This is a genomic window from Bradyrhizobium sp. S69, assembly GCF_009766005.1.
In the GTDB taxonomy this organism is placed as follows: domain Bacteria; phylum Pseudomonadota; class Alphaproteobacteria; order Rhizobiales; family Xanthobacteraceae; genus Bradyrhizobium.
Window position 1 is genome coordinate 46,144 of sequence record NZ_LMUK01000050.1, and the last position, 17,017, is coordinate 63,160.

General features: G+C 63.1%; 18 protein-coding genes and 1 tRNA gene. 10 read left to right on the plus strand and 9 right to left on the minus strand.

What is annotated here, in order from left to right; all coding sequences use genetic code 11:
• From pheS to rpmI, 3 genes are all read right to left on the minus strand, one after another.
• Positions 1-971, minus strand: a 971-nt coding sequence (gene pheS, locus GSQ88_RS28675) for a phenylalanine--tRNA ligase subunit alpha (protein ID WP_159011162.1), incomplete at its 3' end; no start/stop codon positions are given.
• Positions 972-1,149: 178 nt separating this feature from the next.
• Positions 1,150-1,509 (minus strand): 50S ribosomal protein L20, encoded by a 360-nt coding sequence (gene rplT, locus GSQ88_RS28680; protein ID WP_159011163.1) that lies wholly within the window; start codon positions 1,507-1,509, stop codon positions 1,150-1,152.
• A 79-nt stretch (positions 1,510-1,588) separates the two neighbouring features.
• Positions 1,589-1,789: a 50S ribosomal protein L35 gene (gene rpmI / locus GSQ88_RS28685; protein WP_159011164.1), complete on the minus strand. Its 201-nt coding sequence runs from the start codon at positions 1,787-1,789 to the stop codon at positions 1,589-1,591.
• A 281-nt stretch (positions 1,790-2,070) separates the two neighbouring features.
• Here rpmI and GSQ88_RS28690 point away from each other — a divergent pair, with 281 nt between their 5' ends.
• Positions 2,071-2,481: a hypothetical protein gene (locus GSQ88_RS28690; protein WP_174248142.1), complete on the plus strand. Its 411-nt coding sequence runs from the start codon at positions 2,071-2,073 to the stop codon at positions 2,479-2,481.
• Between the two features lie 168 nt (positions 2,482-2,649).
• Here GSQ88_RS28690 and infC read toward each other — a convergent pair whose 3' ends face one another.
• Positions 2,650-3,189, minus strand: coding sequence for a translation initiation factor IF-3 (gene infC, locus GSQ88_RS28695; protein WP_159011203.1), 540 nt, complete (start codon positions 3,187-3,189; stop codon positions 2,650-2,652).
• Between the two features lie 302 nt (positions 3,190-3,491).
• Here infC and GSQ88_RS28700 point away from each other — a divergent pair, with 302 nt between their 5' ends.
• Positions 3,492-4,289 (plus strand): alpha/beta hydrolase, encoded by a 798-nt coding sequence (locus GSQ88_RS28700; RefSeq protein WP_159011165.1) that lies wholly within the window; start codon positions 3,492-3,494, stop codon positions 4,287-4,289.
• Between the two features lie 54 nt (positions 4,290-4,343).
• Positions 4,344-4,814 (plus strand): nuclear transport factor 2 family protein, encoded by a 471-nt coding sequence (locus GSQ88_RS28705; RefSeq protein ID WP_159011166.1) that lies wholly within the window; start codon positions 4,344-4,346, stop codon positions 4,812-4,814.
• A 7-nt stretch (positions 4,815-4,821) separates the two neighbouring features.
• Here the strand turns inward: GSQ88_RS28705 and GSQ88_RS28710 are convergent, their stop codons facing one another.
• The 3 genes from GSQ88_RS28710 to GSQ88_RS28720 all read right to left on the minus strand — a co-directional run bounded on the left by GSQ88_RS28710 (position 4,822) and on the right by GSQ88_RS28720 (position 7,682).
• A complete protein-coding gene (locus tag GSQ88_RS28710; RefSeq protein ID WP_159011167.1) occupies positions 4,822-5,619 on the minus strand; it encodes an acyl-CoA thioesterase domain-containing protein in 798 nt (265 codons plus the stop codon).
• A gap of 58 nt (positions 5,620-5,677) precedes the next feature.
• Complete coding sequence (queG, locus tag GSQ88_RS28715) at positions 5,678-6,817, minus strand: tRNA epoxyqueuosine(34) reductase QueG (RefSeq protein ID WP_159011168.1); 1,140 nt, start codon at positions 6,815-6,817, stop codon at positions 5,678-5,680.
• A gap of 172 nt (positions 6,818-6,989) precedes the next feature.
• On the minus strand, positions 6,990-7,682 hold the full coding sequence (locus GSQ88_RS28720; RefSeq protein WP_159011169.1) for a glutathione S-transferase family protein: 693 nt from the start codon (positions 7,680-7,682) through the stop codon (positions 6,990-6,992).
• 191 nt (positions 7,683-7,873) lie between these two features.
• Here GSQ88_RS28720 and GSQ88_RS28725 point away from each other — a divergent pair, with 191 nt between their 5' ends.
• The gene (locus GSQ88_RS28725; protein ID WP_174248139.1) at positions 7,874-8,680 is read left to right on the plus strand and encodes an undecaprenyl-diphosphate phosphatase; all 807 of its coding nucleotides are present in this window, start codon (positions 7,874-7,876) and stop codon (positions 8,678-8,680) included.
• Positions 8,681-8,837: 157 nt separating this feature from the next.
• Here GSQ88_RS28725 and GSQ88_RS28730 read toward each other — a convergent pair whose 3' ends face one another.
• Positions 8,838-9,806 (minus strand): complex I NDUFA9 subunit family protein, encoded by a 969-nt coding sequence (locus tag GSQ88_RS28730; protein ID WP_159011170.1) that lies wholly within the window; start codon positions 9,804-9,806, stop codon positions 8,838-8,840.
• A 146-nt stretch (positions 9,807-9,952) separates the two neighbouring features.
• On the opposite strand from GSQ88_RS28730, the gene GSQ88_RS28735 reads away from it, so the two are divergent.
• The 3 genes from GSQ88_RS28735 to GSQ88_RS28745 all read left to right on the plus strand — a co-directional run bounded on the left by GSQ88_RS28735 (position 9,953) and on the right by GSQ88_RS28745 (position 12,838).
• A tRNA-Leu gene (locus GSQ88_RS28735) sits at positions 9,953-10,039 on the plus strand.
• 303 nt (positions 10,040-10,342) lie between these two features.
• Entirely contained in the window at positions 10,343-10,702 is a 360-nt protein-coding gene (locus GSQ88_RS28740; protein ID WP_159011171.1) for a hypothetical protein, read from the plus strand.
• Positions 10,703-11,095: 393 nt separating this feature from the next.
• Positions 11,096-12,838 carry a M23 family metallopeptidase gene (locus tag GSQ88_RS28745; RefSeq protein ID WP_159011172.1) on the plus strand — a complete coding sequence of 581 codons (1,743 nt, stop codon included), beginning with the start codon at positions 11,096-11,098 and terminating at the stop codon, positions 12,836-12,838.
• 5 nt (positions 12,839-12,843) lie between these two features.
• Here GSQ88_RS28745 and GSQ88_RS28750 read toward each other — a convergent pair whose 3' ends face one another.
• Positions 12,844-14,124: an MFS transporter gene (locus tag GSQ88_RS28750; RefSeq protein ID WP_159011173.1), complete on the minus strand. Its 1,281-nt coding sequence runs from the start codon at positions 14,122-14,124 to the stop codon at positions 12,844-12,846.
• A gap of 441 nt (positions 14,125-14,565) precedes the next feature.
• Between GSQ88_RS28750 and GSQ88_RS28755 the strand changes: the two genes are divergently transcribed.
• The 3 genes from GSQ88_RS28755 to GSQ88_RS28765 all read left to right on the plus strand — a co-directional run bounded on the left by GSQ88_RS28755 (position 14,566) and on the right by GSQ88_RS28765 (position 16,980).
• The gene (locus GSQ88_RS28755; protein WP_159011174.1) at positions 14,566-15,180 is read left to right on the plus strand and encodes a ribonuclease D; all 615 of its coding nucleotides are present in this window, start codon (positions 14,566-14,568) and stop codon (positions 15,178-15,180) included.
• 277 nt (positions 15,181-15,457) lie between these two features.
• Positions 15,458-16,237, plus strand: a complete 780-nt coding sequence (lptC, locus tag GSQ88_RS28760) for an LPS export ABC transporter periplasmic protein LptC (RefSeq protein WP_159011175.1) — start codon at positions 15,458-15,460, stop codon at positions 16,235-16,237.
• A gap of 5 nt (positions 16,238-16,242) precedes the next feature.
• Positions 16,243-16,980: an LptA/OstA family protein gene (locus GSQ88_RS28765; protein ID WP_502706776.1), complete on the plus strand. Its 738-nt coding sequence runs from the start codon at positions 16,243-16,245 to the stop codon at positions 16,978-16,980.
• The last annotated feature ends 37 nt before the right edge of the window (positions 16,981-17,017 follow it).

Here is a 17,017-nt window from a genome sequence, read left to right on the forward strand (position 1 = left end):
TTCAGCATCGCGATACGGTCGATGCCCATGCCCCAGGCGAAACCCTGGTAGATTTCGGGATCGATGCCGCAGGCCCGCAGCACGTTGGGGTGCACCATGCCGCAGCCGAGAATCTCCAGCCAGTCCTCGCCCTCGCCAAAGCGAATCTCGCCCTTGTCGCGCCGGCACTGGATGTCGACTTCGAGCGAGGGCTCGGTGAACGGAAAGAACGACGGCCGGAACCGCATGTTGATGTTGTCGACCTCGAAGAACGCCTTGCAGAACTCGTGCAGGATCCATTTGAGGTGGCCAAGGTGCGACCCCTTGTCGATGACGAGGCCCTCGACCTGGTGAAACTGCGGCGTGTGCGTGGCGTCGGAGTCGATCCGATAGGTGCGGCCCGGGCAGATGATGCGGATCGGCGGCTGTTGCGTCAGCATGGTGCGGACCTGCACCGGCGAGGTGTGGGTGCGCAACAGCATGCGCGAGCCGTCTTCCTTCGGATTGAAGAAGAACGTGTCGTGCATCTCCCGCGCCGGATGGCCCTCTGGGAAATTCAGCTTTGTAAAGTTGTAGTCGTCGGTCTCGATGTCGGGACCTTCGGCGACGGCAAAGCCCATGTCGGCAAAGATAGTCGTCAGCTCATCCATCACCTGGCTGAGCGGATGGATGCGGCCGGCTTCCGCGGGCGCCTCGCGCAGCGGCAGCGTGACGTCGATGGTCTCGGAGGCCAGCCGTGCATCGAGCGCGGCCGATTTCAGGATATCGCGACGCGCGGTCAGCGCCTGCGTAACACTGTCCTTGGCGAGGTTGATGGCCGCGCCCTGCGTCTTGCGTTCGTCGGGCGACATCTTGCCGAGCGTCGAAAGCAATGCCGAGATCGAGCCCTTCTTGCCGAGGGCCGCGACCCGCACCGCTTCAAGCGTGGCTTCGTCGCTCGCGGCGGCGATATCAGCGAGGACTTGGGATTCGAGTTGAGCGAGGTCGGTCATGGCAACGGCCACCTTTTGGGAGCGCACTTGCGGTCCGGCAAAACGAGGCCGTCATCATCCGCGAAAGCGGATGATCCAGTAACCCCCGGGGTCAAGATGTAGCTCGGTGGTTACTGGATGCCCCGCTTTCGCGGGGCATGACACCGGAATTGTCAGACGTGGGGCAGCGATCGGAAGCTTACGCCGCGAGTGCGGCCTTGGCCTTTTCAGCGATCGCCTGGAACGCCACCGGTTCGGTGATGGCGAGATCCGACAGCACCTTGCGGTCCACGGTGATGCCGGACTTGGAGAGACCGTTGATGAAGACGCTGTAGGTCATGCCGAACGGGCGGATCGCGGCGTTGATGCGCTGGATCCAGAGCGCGCGGAAGGTGCGCTTCTTGCGCTTGCGGTCGCGGAAGGCATATTGGCCGGCCTTGTCGACCGCGGCCTTGGCGGCGCGAATGGTGTTCTTGCGGCGGCCGGAGAAACCCTTGGCGGCCTTGTAGACTTTCTTGTGCTTGGCGTGAGAGGTCACACCGCGTTTAACGCGAGACATGACTGGTCTCCTTTATGAAAAAATGGGTGACAGATCGCCGCGCGGACGCGGCTCGGCTAAAGTGGAAACGCGACCGCGATCAGGCGTTCGGCAAGAAATACTTCTTGACGTTATCGCCGTCGGTCTTGAACAGCACGCGGGTGCCGCGAAGCTGACGAATCTGCTTCTTCGTCCGCTTGATCATGCCGTGGCGTTTGCCGGCGTGGGCGGACATCACTTTGCCGGTGCCAGTCACCTTGAAGCGCTTCTTAGCGCCTGACTTCGTCTTCAGCTTGGGCATTTGGCTCTCCTATGGCCGCAGGAAAACGCGCCCAAAGGGGCGCTTTTGCGGCTAAAATGCTCGTTAGAGCGTTGAAAGTGCTAGGATATTTCCGAAATGAAATAACCCGCACGGACATCGACACGGCAGCCCTTGATCAGCCGGGCGATGAAGCTGGGGCTTATGACAGAGACAAATGAAATTGGCAACGCTGAACCGCGGAACCGAATCCCCCGACACATCGTCGGCCGCTGATCGCGGCGTAGCCCGAAAACGAGGGAAAAATGTCAATTTCAGCCCGAATGACGGCCGTTTTGGCCGATTCCAGCCGCTTCCGTGGGTCCAAGCGTATTTTGCTCGCAGGCCTTGCCGTTGCCATGGCCGCCGCGTCGCCGGGCGCCCATGCCAGGCCGGCCGTGACGGCCGGGGCCTATGATGGCACCTGGAACGTGGTGTTCTTCACCCAGGCGGGCAGTTGCAGCTCGACCAACAGCGTTCCGTTCGCGGTGGCCGGCCGAAGCGTCTCGTCGGCGGGCGGCGGCAAGGTCACTGGCGGCATCAGCCGCGGCGGTGTCGTCGCGGTCAACATCTCGGTCGGTGCATCGCACGCCAGCGGTAGCGGCCGGCTCGCCGGCAATTCAGGCACCGGCCGCTGGAGCGGTATCATCACCGGCGATAAATGCAGCGGCAGCTGGCAGGCGACGCGAAGCTGAATTCGTGGCGGCCCACGAAAACGGCCCGCCAGATCGTTCTGACGGGCCACATTCAAATTCGCGCAAATTCTCGAACCAAATTCAGATAGCGATCCTGCTCCATAGCGTTTTTCGAGCGAAGTGGATGCCGGTTCGCGTCAAGAAAACGCGTCAAAACAGGAATCCGGATCAACGCGGCGCCAGCACCATCACGACCTGACGTCCCTCGAACCGCGCATCCTGTTCGACCTTGGCGAACTCGGCGACGTCGGCCTTGACCTTGTCGAGCAGCTTGGTGCCGATCTCCTGGTGGGCCATTTCGCGGCCACGGTAGCGCAAGGTGATCTTGACCTTGTCGCCTTCCTCGAAGAAACGCTGCATCGCCCGCATCTTCACGTCGTAATCGTGATCGTCGATCATCGGCCGCAGCTTGATCTCCTTGATCTCGACGACCTTCTGTTTCTTGCGGGCTTCGGCGGCTTTCTTCTGCGCCGAATATTTGAACTTCCCGTAGTCCATGATCTTGCAGACGGGAGGACTGGTGTTCGGCGAAATCTCGACCAGATCCATGCCGGCCTCGGCGGCCATCTTGATGGCGGCCACGGTCTCGACCGTGCCGTGATTCAGGCCGGTCTGATCGATCAGCTGGATTTGTGCGTTGCGGATTTCATCGTTGGTGCGCGGCCCGTCTTTGGCGGCGGCGGGCGGGGCTCTGTTGGGACGGCGAATGGGTAACTCTCCAAGGTTGTGAACGAAGGCGATAGTTTGAAGGAATAAGGCTCAGCGAGCAAGCAAACTCGCACGTAGATGCTCGAAAACCGTCAAATGCGAGACATTTTGGTCACGGCGGACAACGCCGGCCGGTGCGAAATGTTCAGATCAGCCCACATAGAGCGCAAGCGCCCGCTCCGCAAGCGCGACCGCAAGCCGCGATCTGGTCTCCGTTGACGGCTGCAGCGGGCTCGACCAAACAGCAACCGACCGGCAAGACGTTCAAGAGATGAAAGATTCCTGCAAGTGATGAAAGATTCATGACCCAGCCATCGGCGTCCCCATCTGATCCGGAACCGGCTTTTATCGAGGTTGGCCAGGATGATTCCCGCCGCCGCATTGCGGTTCGTGCCCGGGACGGCGGCGGTCCGGGACTGTTCTGGCTGGGTGGCTTCCACTCGGACATGCAGGGCACCAAGGCGCTGGCGCTGGACCAATGGGCCGCCGCGCATCATCGCGCCTGCGTCCGGTTCGATTATTCCGGCCATGGCGAATCCGGCGGCACATTCGCCGACGGCACCATTGGGCGCTGGCTCGAGGAGGGCCTCGCGGTGTTCGACCGGTTTTGCGTCGGCCCGCAGGTCGTTGTCGGCTCCTCGATGGGCGGCTGGATGGCGCTGTTGCTGGCGCGCGCGATTATCCGGCGGGCGGAAAATCGCGCGGCGTTGGCCGGATTGGTGCTGATCGCGCCGGCGCCGGATTTCACCGAAGCGTTGATGTGGAAAGGCTTTTCGCCTGAGATTCGCCAGGAAATCGAGACCAAGGGAATGTGGCTGCGGCCCTCGGCCTATGGCGACGAGCCCTATCCGATCACGCGCGCACTGATCGAAGAGGGCCGTCACCATCTGCTGCTGGGCAGCGCCATCGAGGTCGGGTGCCCGGTGCGCATCCTCCAGGGCGCGCAGGATCCGGACGTACCATGGCAGCATGCCTTTGCGCTGGCGCAGCGGCTGCCGGCCGACGACGTGGTGCTGACCATGATCCAGGACGGCGATCACCGGCTGTCGCGGCCGCAGGACATCGCCCGCATCATCGCTGCGGTGGCGGAGATGGGGTGAGTTTTGTCATCGTCCGCGAACGCGGAGCATGACGGCGTCAAAGGAGAAACACGCATGAACCCTTCAACCATGCTCCGCACGTTCTGCGATGCGGTCGAACGGCGTAACGGCGCGGCGTTCGCGGCGCTGTTCGCCGAGGATGGCGTCTATCACGATGTGTTCTATGGCGCCTTCGCCGGCCGCGCGAACATCGCCGCGATGATCGACGACTGGTTTTATCGCACCGCTGAGGATTTTCGCTGGGACATGCATGCGCCCGTCAGCGACGGCGAAACGCTCTACGCGCGCTACACCTTCAGCTACCGATCGACGCTGCCTGAGGCGAACGGAGCGCGCGTCATGTTCGAGGGCGTCGCGATCATGAAGCTGCGCGATGGCGAGATCACCGAGTATCACGAGGTCGCCAACACCGCGCCGGGCTTCGTCGACATGAATTTCGCGCCCGAGCGCATCGCCAAGATCGCCGCCAGACAAGGCGCGGCATTAAGGGCACGCCCCGAGATGAAGCGGCATCTGGCGGAGTGATCGCCCGCTACGGCGGCGGCTTTGCCATCGGCTTGCGCTGCGCCAGCGCGGCCACCGTCGAGGTCCCGATCGGGCCCTGCTCGTCGTAGAGGGTGCACTCGCCGATCGCGACGCCGTTGGTGGCTTGATGGTTGGCGACCTCGAAGCCGATCCATGGCGTGACCGGAAGGCGATGCAGATACAGCGTCACGTCGCTGTTGATATAGCCAAGGCCATGATCGCCGGCATTGGCGAAGGGGCTGGCGAAATCCGCGGCGACCGCGACCCGCACGAACGGCGTTAGCGGCGCGCCCTCGACCAGGTCGCGGACTTCGCTCATCCATAGCCGGCGCGGGCCGATGGTACCCATCGCACCTACGATCGGCCGGGTGGTCCATTTGCCATTCATGCCGAGGCGCGGATCGGTGGGCGCGGGAATATCCGCCGGCGCCGGGACATCCCAGTTCGGCGTGGTCCAGACCACGCCTTCGGGATTTTGCGTCTGGCGCAATAATTGGCAGGAGCCGCGCGCCATGCTGACGCCGCCCGAGAAAAATTCAGCCTCGACCACCCGGATACGCAGGCCGTCGCGGACGATGCGCGACTTGATCTCGATCGGCGCGAAGCCCGGCAGGCGAAACATGTCCACCGTGAGCCGCGCCGGCACGAAATCGTCGGCGCCGTGGCGCTGTTCGATGACGAAAGCGATCAGCCCGATGACGACGCGCCCGTGCAGCGATTTCGGATCCCACGGGCCATTCGACGCTGGAGTCGGCAGATAGGCGTCGTGGACGGGATCGTGGGTAAAGAACGGTTGATTTGTCATGGCGCGGAACCATGGCGGATTCCACGCGATGAAATCAAGGGCCGCTTCGCGAAGGTCCTCATGATGAGGATGCAACATCCGCCTGAGAGAGCTGCCATTCCGCGCGCACGCTCTCGTTGGTCTCGGCGCCGATCGCATCGGATGCGAGCGCCGCAAATTCATCCGGCGCCATCAATTGCGACAGCGCCCAAACCGCGGCGCCACGAACCAGCGGGCTCTCGTCATCGAGCAGGCGTCGCGCCTCGTCCGCTAAAGCTGCATCATCGGCATTGCCGATCGCCGTCAGCACATTGCGGATAAATCGGTCGCGGCCGATCCGCTTTACTGGCGACTTGGTGAACAGGCTGCGAAAGGCCGCATCGTCGAGCCGGGCCAGTTCGGCCAACGGCGGTGCGCGCAAGGCGTCGCGCGCGGCGAGTTTTATCTCGCGGCCTTGTTGGGCGAACTTGTTCCACGGGCAGGCGGCAAGGCAATCGTCGCAGCCATAGATGTGGTTGCCGATGGCTTTGCGGAACTGGTGTGGGATAGGTCCCTTGTTCTCGATCGTGAGGTAGGAAATGCAACGCCGCGCATCCAGTCTGTAGGGCGCGGGAAACGCCGCGGTCGGGCAGATATCGAGGCAGGCACGGCAGGAGCCGCAATGATCGGTCTCAGGCGCGTCGCGCGGCAGATCCGCCGCGGTGAAGATCGCGCCGAGAAACAGCCAGGACCCGAACTCACGCGAGACAAGGTTGGTGTGCTTGCCCTGCCAGCCCAGCCCCGCCGCCTGTGCCAACGGCTTTTCCATCACCGCCGCGGTATCGACGAACACCTTGACCTCGGAGCCGGATTGCGCGGCCAGCCAGCGTGCCAGCGCCTTCAGCCGCTTCTTGATCACGTCATGATAATCGTCGCCTTGCGCATAGACCGAGATCGCGCCGCTGGTGCGGTGTTGCAGGATATCAAGCGGATTTTCGTCGGGCCCGTAATTGACGCCGAGCATGATCACCGAGCGCACGCCGGGCCACAACACGCGCGGATCCATGCGGCGTTCCGGCGAAGCCGCGAGCCAGTCCATGTCGCCATGGGCGCCTTCGTCGATAAAGGCGCGGAAATGCCGCGCCACCTCCGCGATCGCATCGGGATCGGTGACGCCGGCGCAGTCGAAACCGAGCGCGCGCGCTTCGTGGGTGAGAGCTTGTTTGAGAGGCAATGTCATGACGTCGGTGGTGCTTCACCTCTCCCATAGGGAGAGGTCGGCACGCGAAGCGTGACGGGTGAGGGGTTTTTGCCCAACGATAGTTCGTAACCCCTCACCCCAACCCTCTCCCAACGGGAGAGGGAGCCTGCCGTCATCGTTGAAAGTCCAATGCCTAATTGGAGAGATTGATTCAGAAGTCGAGATCCACGTAGGTGCGCGACGCCGGCACGCCCGCCAGCCATTCGCTCAGCAACGGACGGAACGACGGGCGGGATTTCACCCGCGCGTACCACGCCTTTGCCGCGTCGTCCTCGATCCATGGCACGTCGCCCAGATAGTCGATCGCCGAAAGATGCGCCGCGGCGGCGAGATCCGCATAGGTCAATTGATCGCCGGCGAGATAATTTCGCGTCTTCGCCAGCCAGCCGATATAGGCCAGATGATAGCGCACATTTGCCTTGGCGGCGCGGATCACATCCGCGGCCGGCGCGCCGCCGCCATCATCCTCGCTCATGAAGCGCTTGTAGATGCGCTCGGTGACCAATGGATTGGAGGCTTCCTCGAAGAACTTCTCGTTGAACCAGGCCATCAGCCGGCGCACCTCGATACGTTCGATCGACGTCGTCGGCATCAGCCGGCGATTGTCCATCTCGCCGCCATAGGTCTCATCGAGATATTCGGTGATCACCCCGGCACCGGGGACCGGTGGTATTCCTTCCGCGATCAATACCGGCGTGGTGCCGGCCGGATTGAGCGCCAGGAAAGCCTCGCGCCGCTCCCACACCCGCTCTTCCACCAATCTCAGGTCGAGGCCATGCTCGCCCAGCGCCAGGCGGATGAAGCGCGAATGCGGACAGAAGGGGTGGTGGAATAGCGTGAACATGAGCCCTTGATAATTTTGTGGTGCTTAACAAACCATCACCGCCTGACACGGCGCGTGTGACGCAAGTTGCGCGCCAAACTACCTAAGCGGTGGAACGAGGCAACCCGTGTTTTCGCATTTTGACGTTGCGGCGGACAAGCGAATAAGCGAGAAGAACCCGGCCTTTTTGCCTCATATAACGGACCTAAACCATGATGTCTGATACGTTGAGGGCGGTGATACTCGGCATTATCGAGGGCGTCACCGAGTTCCTTCCGGTGTCTTCGACGGGCCATCTGCTGCTGGCGGAACGGTTCTTCAATCTCGGCGAGGGCAGTTTCTGGAACAGCTTCACGGTGCTGATTCAGCTCGGCGCGATCCTGGCCATTCTCGTCATCTATTTCGTCAAATTGTGGCGGATTGCGCTTGGCGTATTTTCCAATCCCGATGATCGGCGATTTGTCATCGGCGTGCTGGTGGCGTTTCTGCCCGCGGTGGTGATCGGCCTGATCGCCGGAAAATACATCAAGGAATTCCTGTTCAACCCGTGGGTTGTGTGCTTTTCGCTGATCGTCGGCGGTGCGATCCTGCTGTGGGTCGATCAACTCGATCATAACCCGACCGAACATGACGCCACCAAATTTCCGTTGCCGATGTATCTCACCATCGGGTTCGCGCAGTGCCTGGCGATGATCCCCGGCGTGTCGCGTTCCGGCGCCAGCATCGTCGCGGCGATGATGCTGGGGGCCGACAAGCGCGCGGCGGCGGAGTTCTCGTTCTTCCTGGCGATCCCGACCATGGTCGGCGCGTTCGCCTATGACTTCTACAAGAATCGCGGCGAAATGAATGCCGATCATCTCGGCCTCGTCGCGATCGGATTCGTGGTCTCCTTCGTCACCGCGATCGTCGTGGTGAACACGTTCCTGAGCTACGTCACCCGCAACGGCTTTACGCTGTTCGCCTGGTGGCGCGTGATCGTCGGCACACTGGGCCTGATCGCGCTGGCGATGGGAAGGTAAAACACGCGACGCCCTGACGGCTGTCGTCCCCGCGAAGGCGGGGACCCATAACCCCTACCGTTGGTAGGAGCAGAAGGCCCTTGCTCCAGCGACACAACGGGAGTCCTCGCCGTATGGGTCCCGGCGTTCGCCGGGACGACGTGAGTATCTTTCTTACTTACGCGCTCTTCTTCTGGAACTGGCCCGTCGCGCGGAAGCGCCAGAGGTATTGCGGGGCGATCGCTTCCAGCGAATCGGCCGTGATGCCGAGGCCGTCCAGGGTCAGGCCAGCGGCCTTCGCGGCCTCTGACACGATGTTGTCGGATCGCAGCAGGGCCACCTGATCCGGCGTCAATTTCAGCGCGCCGGGTGCGAATTGCAGGAACATCGCCTGCAGTTTCGCCAGTCCGAACGGCAACGAGACCAGCAAACGATCGCGGTAGGTGGTGGCCAGGATGATCTCCATGATCTCGCGCATCGTCAGTACTTCCGGGCCGCCAAGTTCGTAGGTCGCGCCCGCTCTGGCCTTGCCATCGACGGCGTCCGCGACCGCGGTCGCGACATCGCCGACATAGACCGGCTGCATTTTTGCCAAGCCGCCGCCGATCAGCGGCAGCATCGGTGAAATTCGACCGAGCGCCGCGAAGCGGTTGGTGAATTGATCCTCCGGCCCGAATATCGTCGAAGGCCGCATGATGGTGGCCGAGGGCGTGGCCGCCAGCACCGCCTTTTCGCCGGCGGCCTTGGCCCGGGCGTAGCGCGCGGGCGAATTCTCGTCGGCGCCGATCGCCGAGACATGCACGACCCGGGCGCCGACGGCGCTGGCTGCCTGTGCCACCGTGCCGGCGCCCTTGCCCTGCACCGCGTCGAAGGTCTGGGCGCCGCCCTCGGCCAGGATACCGACCAGGTTGATCGCGACGTGGGACTCGCGCATCGCGGCCTCCACCGAGGCGGGATAGCGCAAATTGGCCTGCACGGCGTGGATCTGGCCGACCTTGCCGAGCGGTTGCAGGAATCCGGCCAGCTCCGGCCGCCGCACCGCGACCCGGATCCGGTAGTCGCGCCGGGCCAGCGCCCGAACCACGCTGCGCCCCAGAAAGCCCGATCCGCCGAAAACCGTGACCAGTGTGTCCTGATTCGATGCCATATCGCGTTCCTGCAAGCCAAAGGCGGGAGATTCACGAGGTGTTTAGCGCTTTCGCGCCGCGCCGTCATGCCCCCGCGTGCAGCATATTTTGGCGTCGGGTTCATCAATTTGACAAGCGCGCGACCGATCAATACTAACCGGCCCGGGCCCAGGTGGCGGAATTGGTAGACGCGCTGGCTTCAGGTGCCAGTGGCTTAACGGCCGTGAAGGTTCGAGTCCTTTCCTGGGCACCATTTTGCGTGGATTTTGCGCAAAATGGTGCCGATCCAACAGATCGATCAGTATGCGTCGCCGCCCGGCGACGATTGCCTTTCGCCCTCGATGGCGTCCTGGCTGCGGTGGCGAGTTCAACGCGCAGCGGTTGAGAGAGGCTGTTTCTTCGAAATTAGCGAGTCGCGTTGAAGCCTTTCACCAGCTTGCGACGGAGTCGAGCAGTGGCAAAGCCGGCATGGTATCGTGTCCTCGCGGCGGTCGTCTCCCTATGCTGGCTAACGGGCCTCGTTTTCCCTGCGCTCGGTACATGCCGCGATAGTAGCGTGACGTATTTTGACAACGCGACCATTGTTTTCTTCGGGGCCTTAGGACCGATGTTCGGAACGTTTGCGTGGTACGCAAACGTCTTCCTCTTCGTTGCCACCGTCCGTTTGGCGCTCGGACGTGCGCCGTGGCTATTGAGCGATCTTGCAGGCCTTGCATTGGCTCTTACGTCTTTTCGCATTGTGGAGTTGATGCACAATGAAGCCTTCAGTGAGCCGGTTTGCGCTTGGGGTATTGGGTTTTGGCTATGGCTTGCATGTTTTGTAATTGTTTTGGGAATATCCCTCGGCAATGCAATCGCTTGGGCGTTCAGGCCGTCACCTACACCGCTGCGCCACGATGAGGCGACTATTGAATAGCGCAGGTTTAAAAGACGGTGTGTGTTGCCGCCTCGCATCAGGGAGCCTGCAATCGGTTCGTCGCGATGTCGGCGCCTCAATGCTGCCTCGCTTTGCCGCGCAATAACACACCGTCGATTCTCTTCAGCTGTATCCCCCGAACCCCTGCCTTTCTCAAATCCTGCCACACTCCCGTAGAGCCGCCGACAGGGGCCATCGGGCCGCGACGGAGCGAAGCGTGCGGAATGCCTATCTCGAATCGGGCTGCGACCTGTCGCGACCGGCGGCGCGGGCGATTACGGCACCATGATCCTGCGATCGAGAAAGCAGAACGGCGCCGCAGACGGGGCTCCGCTGAACGCGAACTTTGCGCCCGATCTGGCCACACCTCCCGGTTTTGATTCCGATGCTCGCTTGGCATCCGATCCGCATCTCGCGCGCCGTGCCGTCGACACCAAGTGGCTGACCGCGCTGCTCTCGCTGGCAACCGTCGCGATCCTGATGCTGGGGGCGGTGGGGGTGTCGCTTCACTCCGGATTGTCGGTCGCGATGGCTCCGGTATTCCGGCACGCCACGACCGCCAGCAATTTGCAGCGGGCCGACCGGTTGCCGCCGGTCAAGGTCTCGCGCGAGGGCGACGTGATCCGCAGCCGCATCGAACAGCTCGCTGATGATGGCCACGGCACAACACCCTTCACCCATGTGATGGTGCGGCTGGCGCGGGCGTCCGGCGATCCGCGTGCGCGCGAGACCTCGGTCAATAAAGGTACTGCAGAGGCCACGATCAGTGCGGCGGCTGTGCCTGTGGCGCCTGACCGCGCGTCCATCGCGGTTGCGGCATCCGCCGCCGGCGAGACGCTGCCGCCCGAAATTCGTTTCGGCACATCGCAGCTGGCGCCGTCGGCGCAGGCCAGCGCTTTCGTCTCCGAAGCGGCGCCCGACTCGTTCGCGCTGCCCGGCGAGCCGATCAATCTCACGGTGATCGCGAAAGCCGCTGGTGCCATCGGCACCGAGCGACGCATCATCGTGGCGCGCTCCGGCGATACGCTGGACGGGATGCTCACCGCGCTCGGCGTCACCGTGCAGGACGCCGGCGCCATCACCAAGCTGCTCAAACCTCACTCATGGTTCGGCCGCGCCGCCTTCGCCGGTGGCGAGGTCGTCACCGTGCTGCAGGATCGTGCGCAAGATCCCGCGCAAGACCGCGCGCGGCCGCAGCAGGTCAGTCTTGCGCGCGAGGGCAAGCCGGAACGCGCCGCGGCGCTTTCGGACAACGGCACTTACGTCGCGGTCGCCCCGCAGCCGGATGCGGCGGCCGTTGCGCCGAACGCCGCGAAGGACGACGTAGCGCTCGATCGCAGCGCGCCCGGTGTCAAGCTGCGCGAGAGCCTCGACCGGCTGGCGCAGGACAACCGTGTTCCGCCGTCGCTGGTCGACGACATCGTCCGGCTCTGCGGCAGGGATGTCGATCTCGAGGCCATGACCTCCGCGCTCGATACGGCGGAGCTGCTGTACAGCCCGAACGCCGAGGGCGAGCCCGAACTGGCTTTCGCGGCACTCACGCTCGACGGCCACCATCACCGCTACTATCGCTTCACGGCGCCCGACGATGGCGGTATCGACTATTACGATGCCGACGGCCACTCGGTCACCGCATCGCTGATCCACAAGCCGGTTGCCAACGGCCGCCTCGGCGATGGTTTTGGCTGGCGGGTGCATCCGATCCTGCAGGATCGCCGTTTCCACGAAGGCGTCGATTACGCCGCTCCCTTCGGCTCACCGATCGCGGCGGCCGGCGCCGGGGTGGTGGAGAAGATCGATCAGGAGGCGGGCTACGGCAAATATGTCCGCATCCGCCACGACTTCGGTTATGAGACGACGTATGCCCACATCTCCGGCATGCCGCGCGGCCTCAAGGTTGGCACGCGAATCCGCCGCGGACAGACCATCGGTTATGTCGGCTCAACCGGCCTGTCGACCGGACCGCATCTCTATTATGAACTGCGGGTCAACGGCCATTACGCCGATCCGCTGCTGACTCATCTGCCCGCCGGACGGGTGCTCGACGGCGATGCGCTCACGGCGTTCCAGCAGGCGCGCACCGGTACCGACCTGCTGCTGCAGGCCAGCGCACGAAGCGCTGGTTCCAGCCGATAAGGCTCTCACACCACGCGTTTGCCGGCCCGTTTCGCGATCGGCTTCTGCACCAGATACATCAGCAGCAGCGAGAGCAGCGACGTCGCCACCACGATGTAGCCCAGCCGGTCGAAGTGCCGGAGCGTGCCGTCGGCATTTTGCGCGATGATGGCGGCGGCCAGCACCGAGCCAAGCCCACCGGAGAGCTGCTGCAGCGAAGCGCTGACCGCGCTAAAGGAGCCGCGCTGGCTGGCTTCGGGGATCGCCGAAATCAAAGCCTGCGACGGGATCATGCGCGAGAAGATGCCGAGAAACATCAGCACGTTGACCACGATGGCAGTCGTCAGCGCGACATGGCCGAGATAGTCGAGATGGGTGTAGATCAGCACCATCACGATCGAGACGAAGCTGCCGAACGCGAAGGTTGGAAATTTGCCGAACGCATCGCTGGCGCGGCCCACCAGCGGGCCGATGAAGATGGTGAACAGACCCGAGACCAGATAGATCGTCGGCAAATGTGTGATGTCGATGCCGAGATTGCTGACGGTGTAGGCGCTGCCGAACGGCATCAGCATGTATCCGCCGGTCGCGAGCAATGTCGTCACCGCGAACGCCATCGTATAGCGCGGCTGTCCGACGGTCGCGATCAAATGATGAAACGCGTTGGTGTCCTGCTTGAGCAGCAGGTGGCCATTCACCGGTTTCATCACGAGCAGCACCGCGGCCATCCCGGCGATCGACAGGCCCACCAGCGCGCCGAACGAGACGTGCCAGTTCCAGTGGTTGGAGAGATAAAGCCCGGCCGGGATTCCGAGCACCTGGCTCGCCGCGAACGCCGTTTGCACAAAGCCCATGACGCGGCCGCGCAAATTCAATGCAAACAGGTCGGTGATGATGGCGAGAACGACGGAACCCATCACGCCGCCGAACAGCCCGGTGACGATGCGGCCCACGAGCAGCACATGAAAGGTCGGCGCCAGCGCGCACAGCGTCGTGCCCAGCGTGAAGCCGACGTAAAAGAACAACAACAGCTTCTTGCGATCGAAGCGATCGGCAAAGCCCGCGGCGAGAATCCCCGAAAAGCCCGCGCTGAACGCATAGGCCGAAACCGCTATGCCGAATTGCGCTGCGGTGATGTTCAGCGCCGGCATGATGATGGCGCCGAGCGGCGACATGATCATGAAGTCGAGAATGATCGTGAACTGGATAAAGGCCAATAGCGCGATCAGCGCCGACTGATACCGCGAAAAGCCGGACGCGATTTCCGGTTGATCGGCAATCGGCGCGACGAGGGTTTGTTCGGTCATGACACTCATTCGAAAGAAAGCAGGATAGCGGTACCCAGCGGCGGCAGACGTCGCACGGGCCGGCCATAGATGGGGGTTGATCGGACGCGATTCCACGGCGATGACGTGCGGCGGAAGCCGAGTGTTGCCTTCAGGCACCGCAAAACAGGCGAGAAAAATTGGCCAACCGCGAGGGTGCGGGATCCAGGGCGCGGCAGCGGATTCGATGCTTGCGGCAGCTCGCGAAACAGCCTGGCTGCCGCCATCAGAATTTATCCTTTATAATCAATTATCTATGATGCCTTCAAAAGGATCGCTTGGATGATCGCAGGCGGCTATCGTGCGCCTGTAAAATCGCGGATCAGGCCTTATTTCATGGACTGAACCGCGTGCTGCCGCTCGCCTCTTGAGGGTTTGGGCGGTAGTTTGGCCGGCATCGATTCGACGAGGTTGACACAGCACATGACCATCCGCCTGCATCGCGGCGACCTGCCCGATCTCGCCCGCTATACCGATTCAGTGGCGATCGATACCGAGACCATGGGGCTGCATCCGCACCGCGACCGGCTTTGCGTGGTGCAGATGTCGAACGGCGACGGCAGCGCCGATGTCGTGCAAATTCCGAAAGATCACGCCGATGCCCCTAATCTGAAGGCATTGCTGGCCAACCCGAAGATCACGAAAATCTTCCACTTCGCCCGGTTCGATCTTGCCGCCCTCTACAACGCCCTCGGGGTGATGCCGCAGCCGGTCTACTGCACCAAGATCGCATCGCGGCTCTGCCGCACCTATACCGATCGCCATGGCCTGAAGGATCTGGTGCGCGAGGTGCTCAACATCGATCTGTCGAAACAGCAGCAATCGAGCGATTGGGGCGCGCAGGCCCTGAGCGAGGCCCAGTTGGCCTACGCCGCCTCCGACGTGCTGCATTTGCATGCCTTGCGCGACCGGCTCAATGGGATGCTCGCCCGCGAGGGCCGCCTGGAGCTTACCCAATCCTGCTTCGATTTCCTGCCGACCCGCGCCAGGCTCGACCTGGAGGGCTGGGATACCGAGGACATTTTCGCCCATTCCTGAGCCGGCGGAACGCCGCTCGCGCATTCTACCGCACCCTGCCGCCCCGTTTCGGTCACACTCATGATACGAGTGGTCAGGGCAAGGTCCGGGCTGCGCCGGCGGGCGATCCGGGGTACAATGAGACAGATTGGTCAGTGAAAGCGGACACCGGCTTGGCCGGCCTTAGGTCTCTTTCGATCGGACCTTAAACAGTTGACGGCGTGCCTGATTTTTTCCGCCAACGCGCTTTAAAGGCTGGCGGGTCATGCGCTAGCGGCGCCAGCGCTTCGGAGCAGCGGTGAATTCGGTTCAGACCCCGGTCTATCAAGCGGCCATGGACGCGCGCTTCGCGGTGGCGGCGCGCCATAGCCGGCTGGTGCGAATCCTGCGCATCGCGGTGCCGGCGGCCGTGCTGCTGTCGATGGCGACGATCGTCCTGGTGTCGGTCTTCAATCCGTTCCGGATGCTGTTGCCCAAGCTGCCGATCGACATGGGAAACCTCGTCGTCTCCGGCACCAAGATCACGATGGAATCGCCGCATATGTCCGGCTACACCGCGACCGACCGGAGACCCTATGAGGTCTGGGCGAAAACCGCGACCCAGGACGTGACCGATCCGGATCACCTCGATCTCAAGACCTTGCGCGCCAAGGTCCTGAACCAGGACCAGACCACGGTGACGCTGGATGCGCGCGAAGGCATGATGAACACCAAGGACCAGTTGCTGGACCTGCACCACGATATCTTTTTGCAAACCTCTTCCGGTTATGAAGCGCGGCTGGATCAGGCATTTGTCGACATGGGCAAGGGCACGGTGTCGTCGGACAGCCATGTCGACGTCAAACTGACCAACGGAACGCTGACATCCGACCGGCTTCGAATCACCGGTGGCGGCGAAGTCATCAGGTTTGAGGGCAATGTCGTGATGCACCTGGACAACATGAATATGGGCGGGACCCCCGACCCGTCGGCCACGGGGTCGGCGGCGCCGGCGGAAACCACACCCGCACCCGCGCCCACGCCGGCCCATGCCGGCAAGGCGCGATCTTCGTCCAGCAAGTCCGCCAACTCGAAATGATGTTCATGATGAGGCCTTCTGCGCGCAGCACCACGACCGGGCGGATCGCGCATGGCGTCCGTGGGCTTGCCGTTCTGCTGGCGCTGTTCGCTGCCCGTGAGGCGGCCGCGCAGAGCACGGTCCAGGGCGTGCCCAACGCCATGCAGGGCTTTTCGCAGAATCGCGACCAGCCGATCCAGATCGAAGCGGCCACGCTCGAGATGCGCGACAAGAAAAAGGAAGCGACGTTCTCCGGCAATGTGAAGGTGATCCAGGGCGACACCACGATGACCTCCAAGACGCTGGTGGTGTTCTATGAATCGAGCAGCGCCACGCCTGCGGCGGGGACTCCAGCCAATGGGGCTCCGGCCGCGCCACCAGCCAACGCCAAGGCCGCCCCGCCGGCCAAAGGCGCTCCGATCCCGGCCGCCGCGCCCGGTCCCGGCGGGGCGTCGTCGATCAAGCGGCTGGAAGCCCGCGGCAATGTCGTGGTCACCCAGAAAGATCAGGTCGTGACTGGTGAAACCGCCGTGTTCGACACCAAGACCAATCTGGTCACCATGCTCGGCGGCGTGGTTTTGACCCAGGGCAAGAACGTGCTGCGCGGTGACCGGCTGATGGTCGATATGACGACTGGGGTGTCCCGGGTCGAATCCGACAGCGGGCGCGTGCAGGGTCTGTTTCAATCGTCCGGCCAGCCTGGCGCGGGACCTCTCGGCCTGACGCCAGCCCCAGCGGCTTCCGCCGGTTCAAAACCGAAATAGCGTCACTGTTCTGAACGGCGCACGACGCCGGCTCGTC

What these genes read in the sequence shown, in the direction of transcription:
- rplT (WP_159011163.1), bottom strand. Translation starts at nt 1,509, where the DNA reads ATGTCTCGCGTTAAACGCGGTGTGACCTCTCACGCCAAGCACAAGAAA.
- rpmI (WP_159011164.1), bottom strand. Translation starts at nt 1,789, where the DNA reads ATGCCCAAGCTGAAGACGAAGTCAGGCGCTAAGAAGCGCTTCAAGGTG.
- GSQ88_RS28690 (WP_174248142.1), top strand. Translation starts at nt 2,071, where the DNA reads ATGACGGCCGTTTTGGCCGATTCCAGCCGCTTCCGTGGGTCCAAGCGT.
- GSQ88_RS28700 (WP_159011165.1), top strand. Translation starts at nt 3,492, where the DNA reads ATGACCCAGCCATCGGCGTCCCCATCTGATCCGGAACCGGCTTTTATC.
- GSQ88_RS28705 (WP_159011166.1), top strand. Translation starts at nt 4,344, where the DNA reads ATGAACCCTTCAACCATGCTCCGCACGTTCTGCGATGCGGTCGAACGG.
- GSQ88_RS28710 (WP_159011167.1), bottom strand. Translation starts at nt 5,619, where the DNA reads ATGACAAATCAACCGTTCTTTACCCACGATCCCGTCCACGACGCCTAT.
- queG (WP_159011168.1), bottom strand. Translation starts at nt 6,817, where the DNA reads ATGACATTGCCTCTCAAACAAGCTCTCACCCACGAAGCGCGCGCGCTC.
- GSQ88_RS28720 (WP_159011169.1), bottom strand. Translation starts at nt 7,682, where the DNA reads ATGTTCACGCTATTCCACCACCCCTTCTGTCCGCATTCGCGCTTCATC.
- GSQ88_RS28725 (WP_174248139.1), top strand. Translation starts at nt 7,874, where the DNA reads ATGATGTCTGATACGTTGAGGGCGGTGATACTCGGCATTATCGAGGGC.
- GSQ88_RS28730 (WP_159011170.1), bottom strand. Translation starts at nt 9,806, where the DNA reads ATGGCATCGAATCAGGACACACTGGTCACGGTTTTCGGCGGATCGGGC.
- GSQ88_RS28750 (WP_159011173.1), bottom strand. Translation starts at nt 14,124, where the DNA reads ATGACCGAACAAACCCTCGTCGCGCCGATTGCCGATCAACCGGAAATC.
- GSQ88_RS28755 (WP_159011174.1), top strand. Translation starts at nt 14,566, where the DNA reads ATGACCATCCGCCTGCATCGCGGCGACCTGCCCGATCTCGCCCGCTAT.
- GSQ88_RS28765 (WP_502706776.1), top strand. Translation starts at nt 16,243, where the DNA reads ATGATGAGGCCTTCTGCGCGCAGCACCACGACCGGGCGGATCGCGCAT.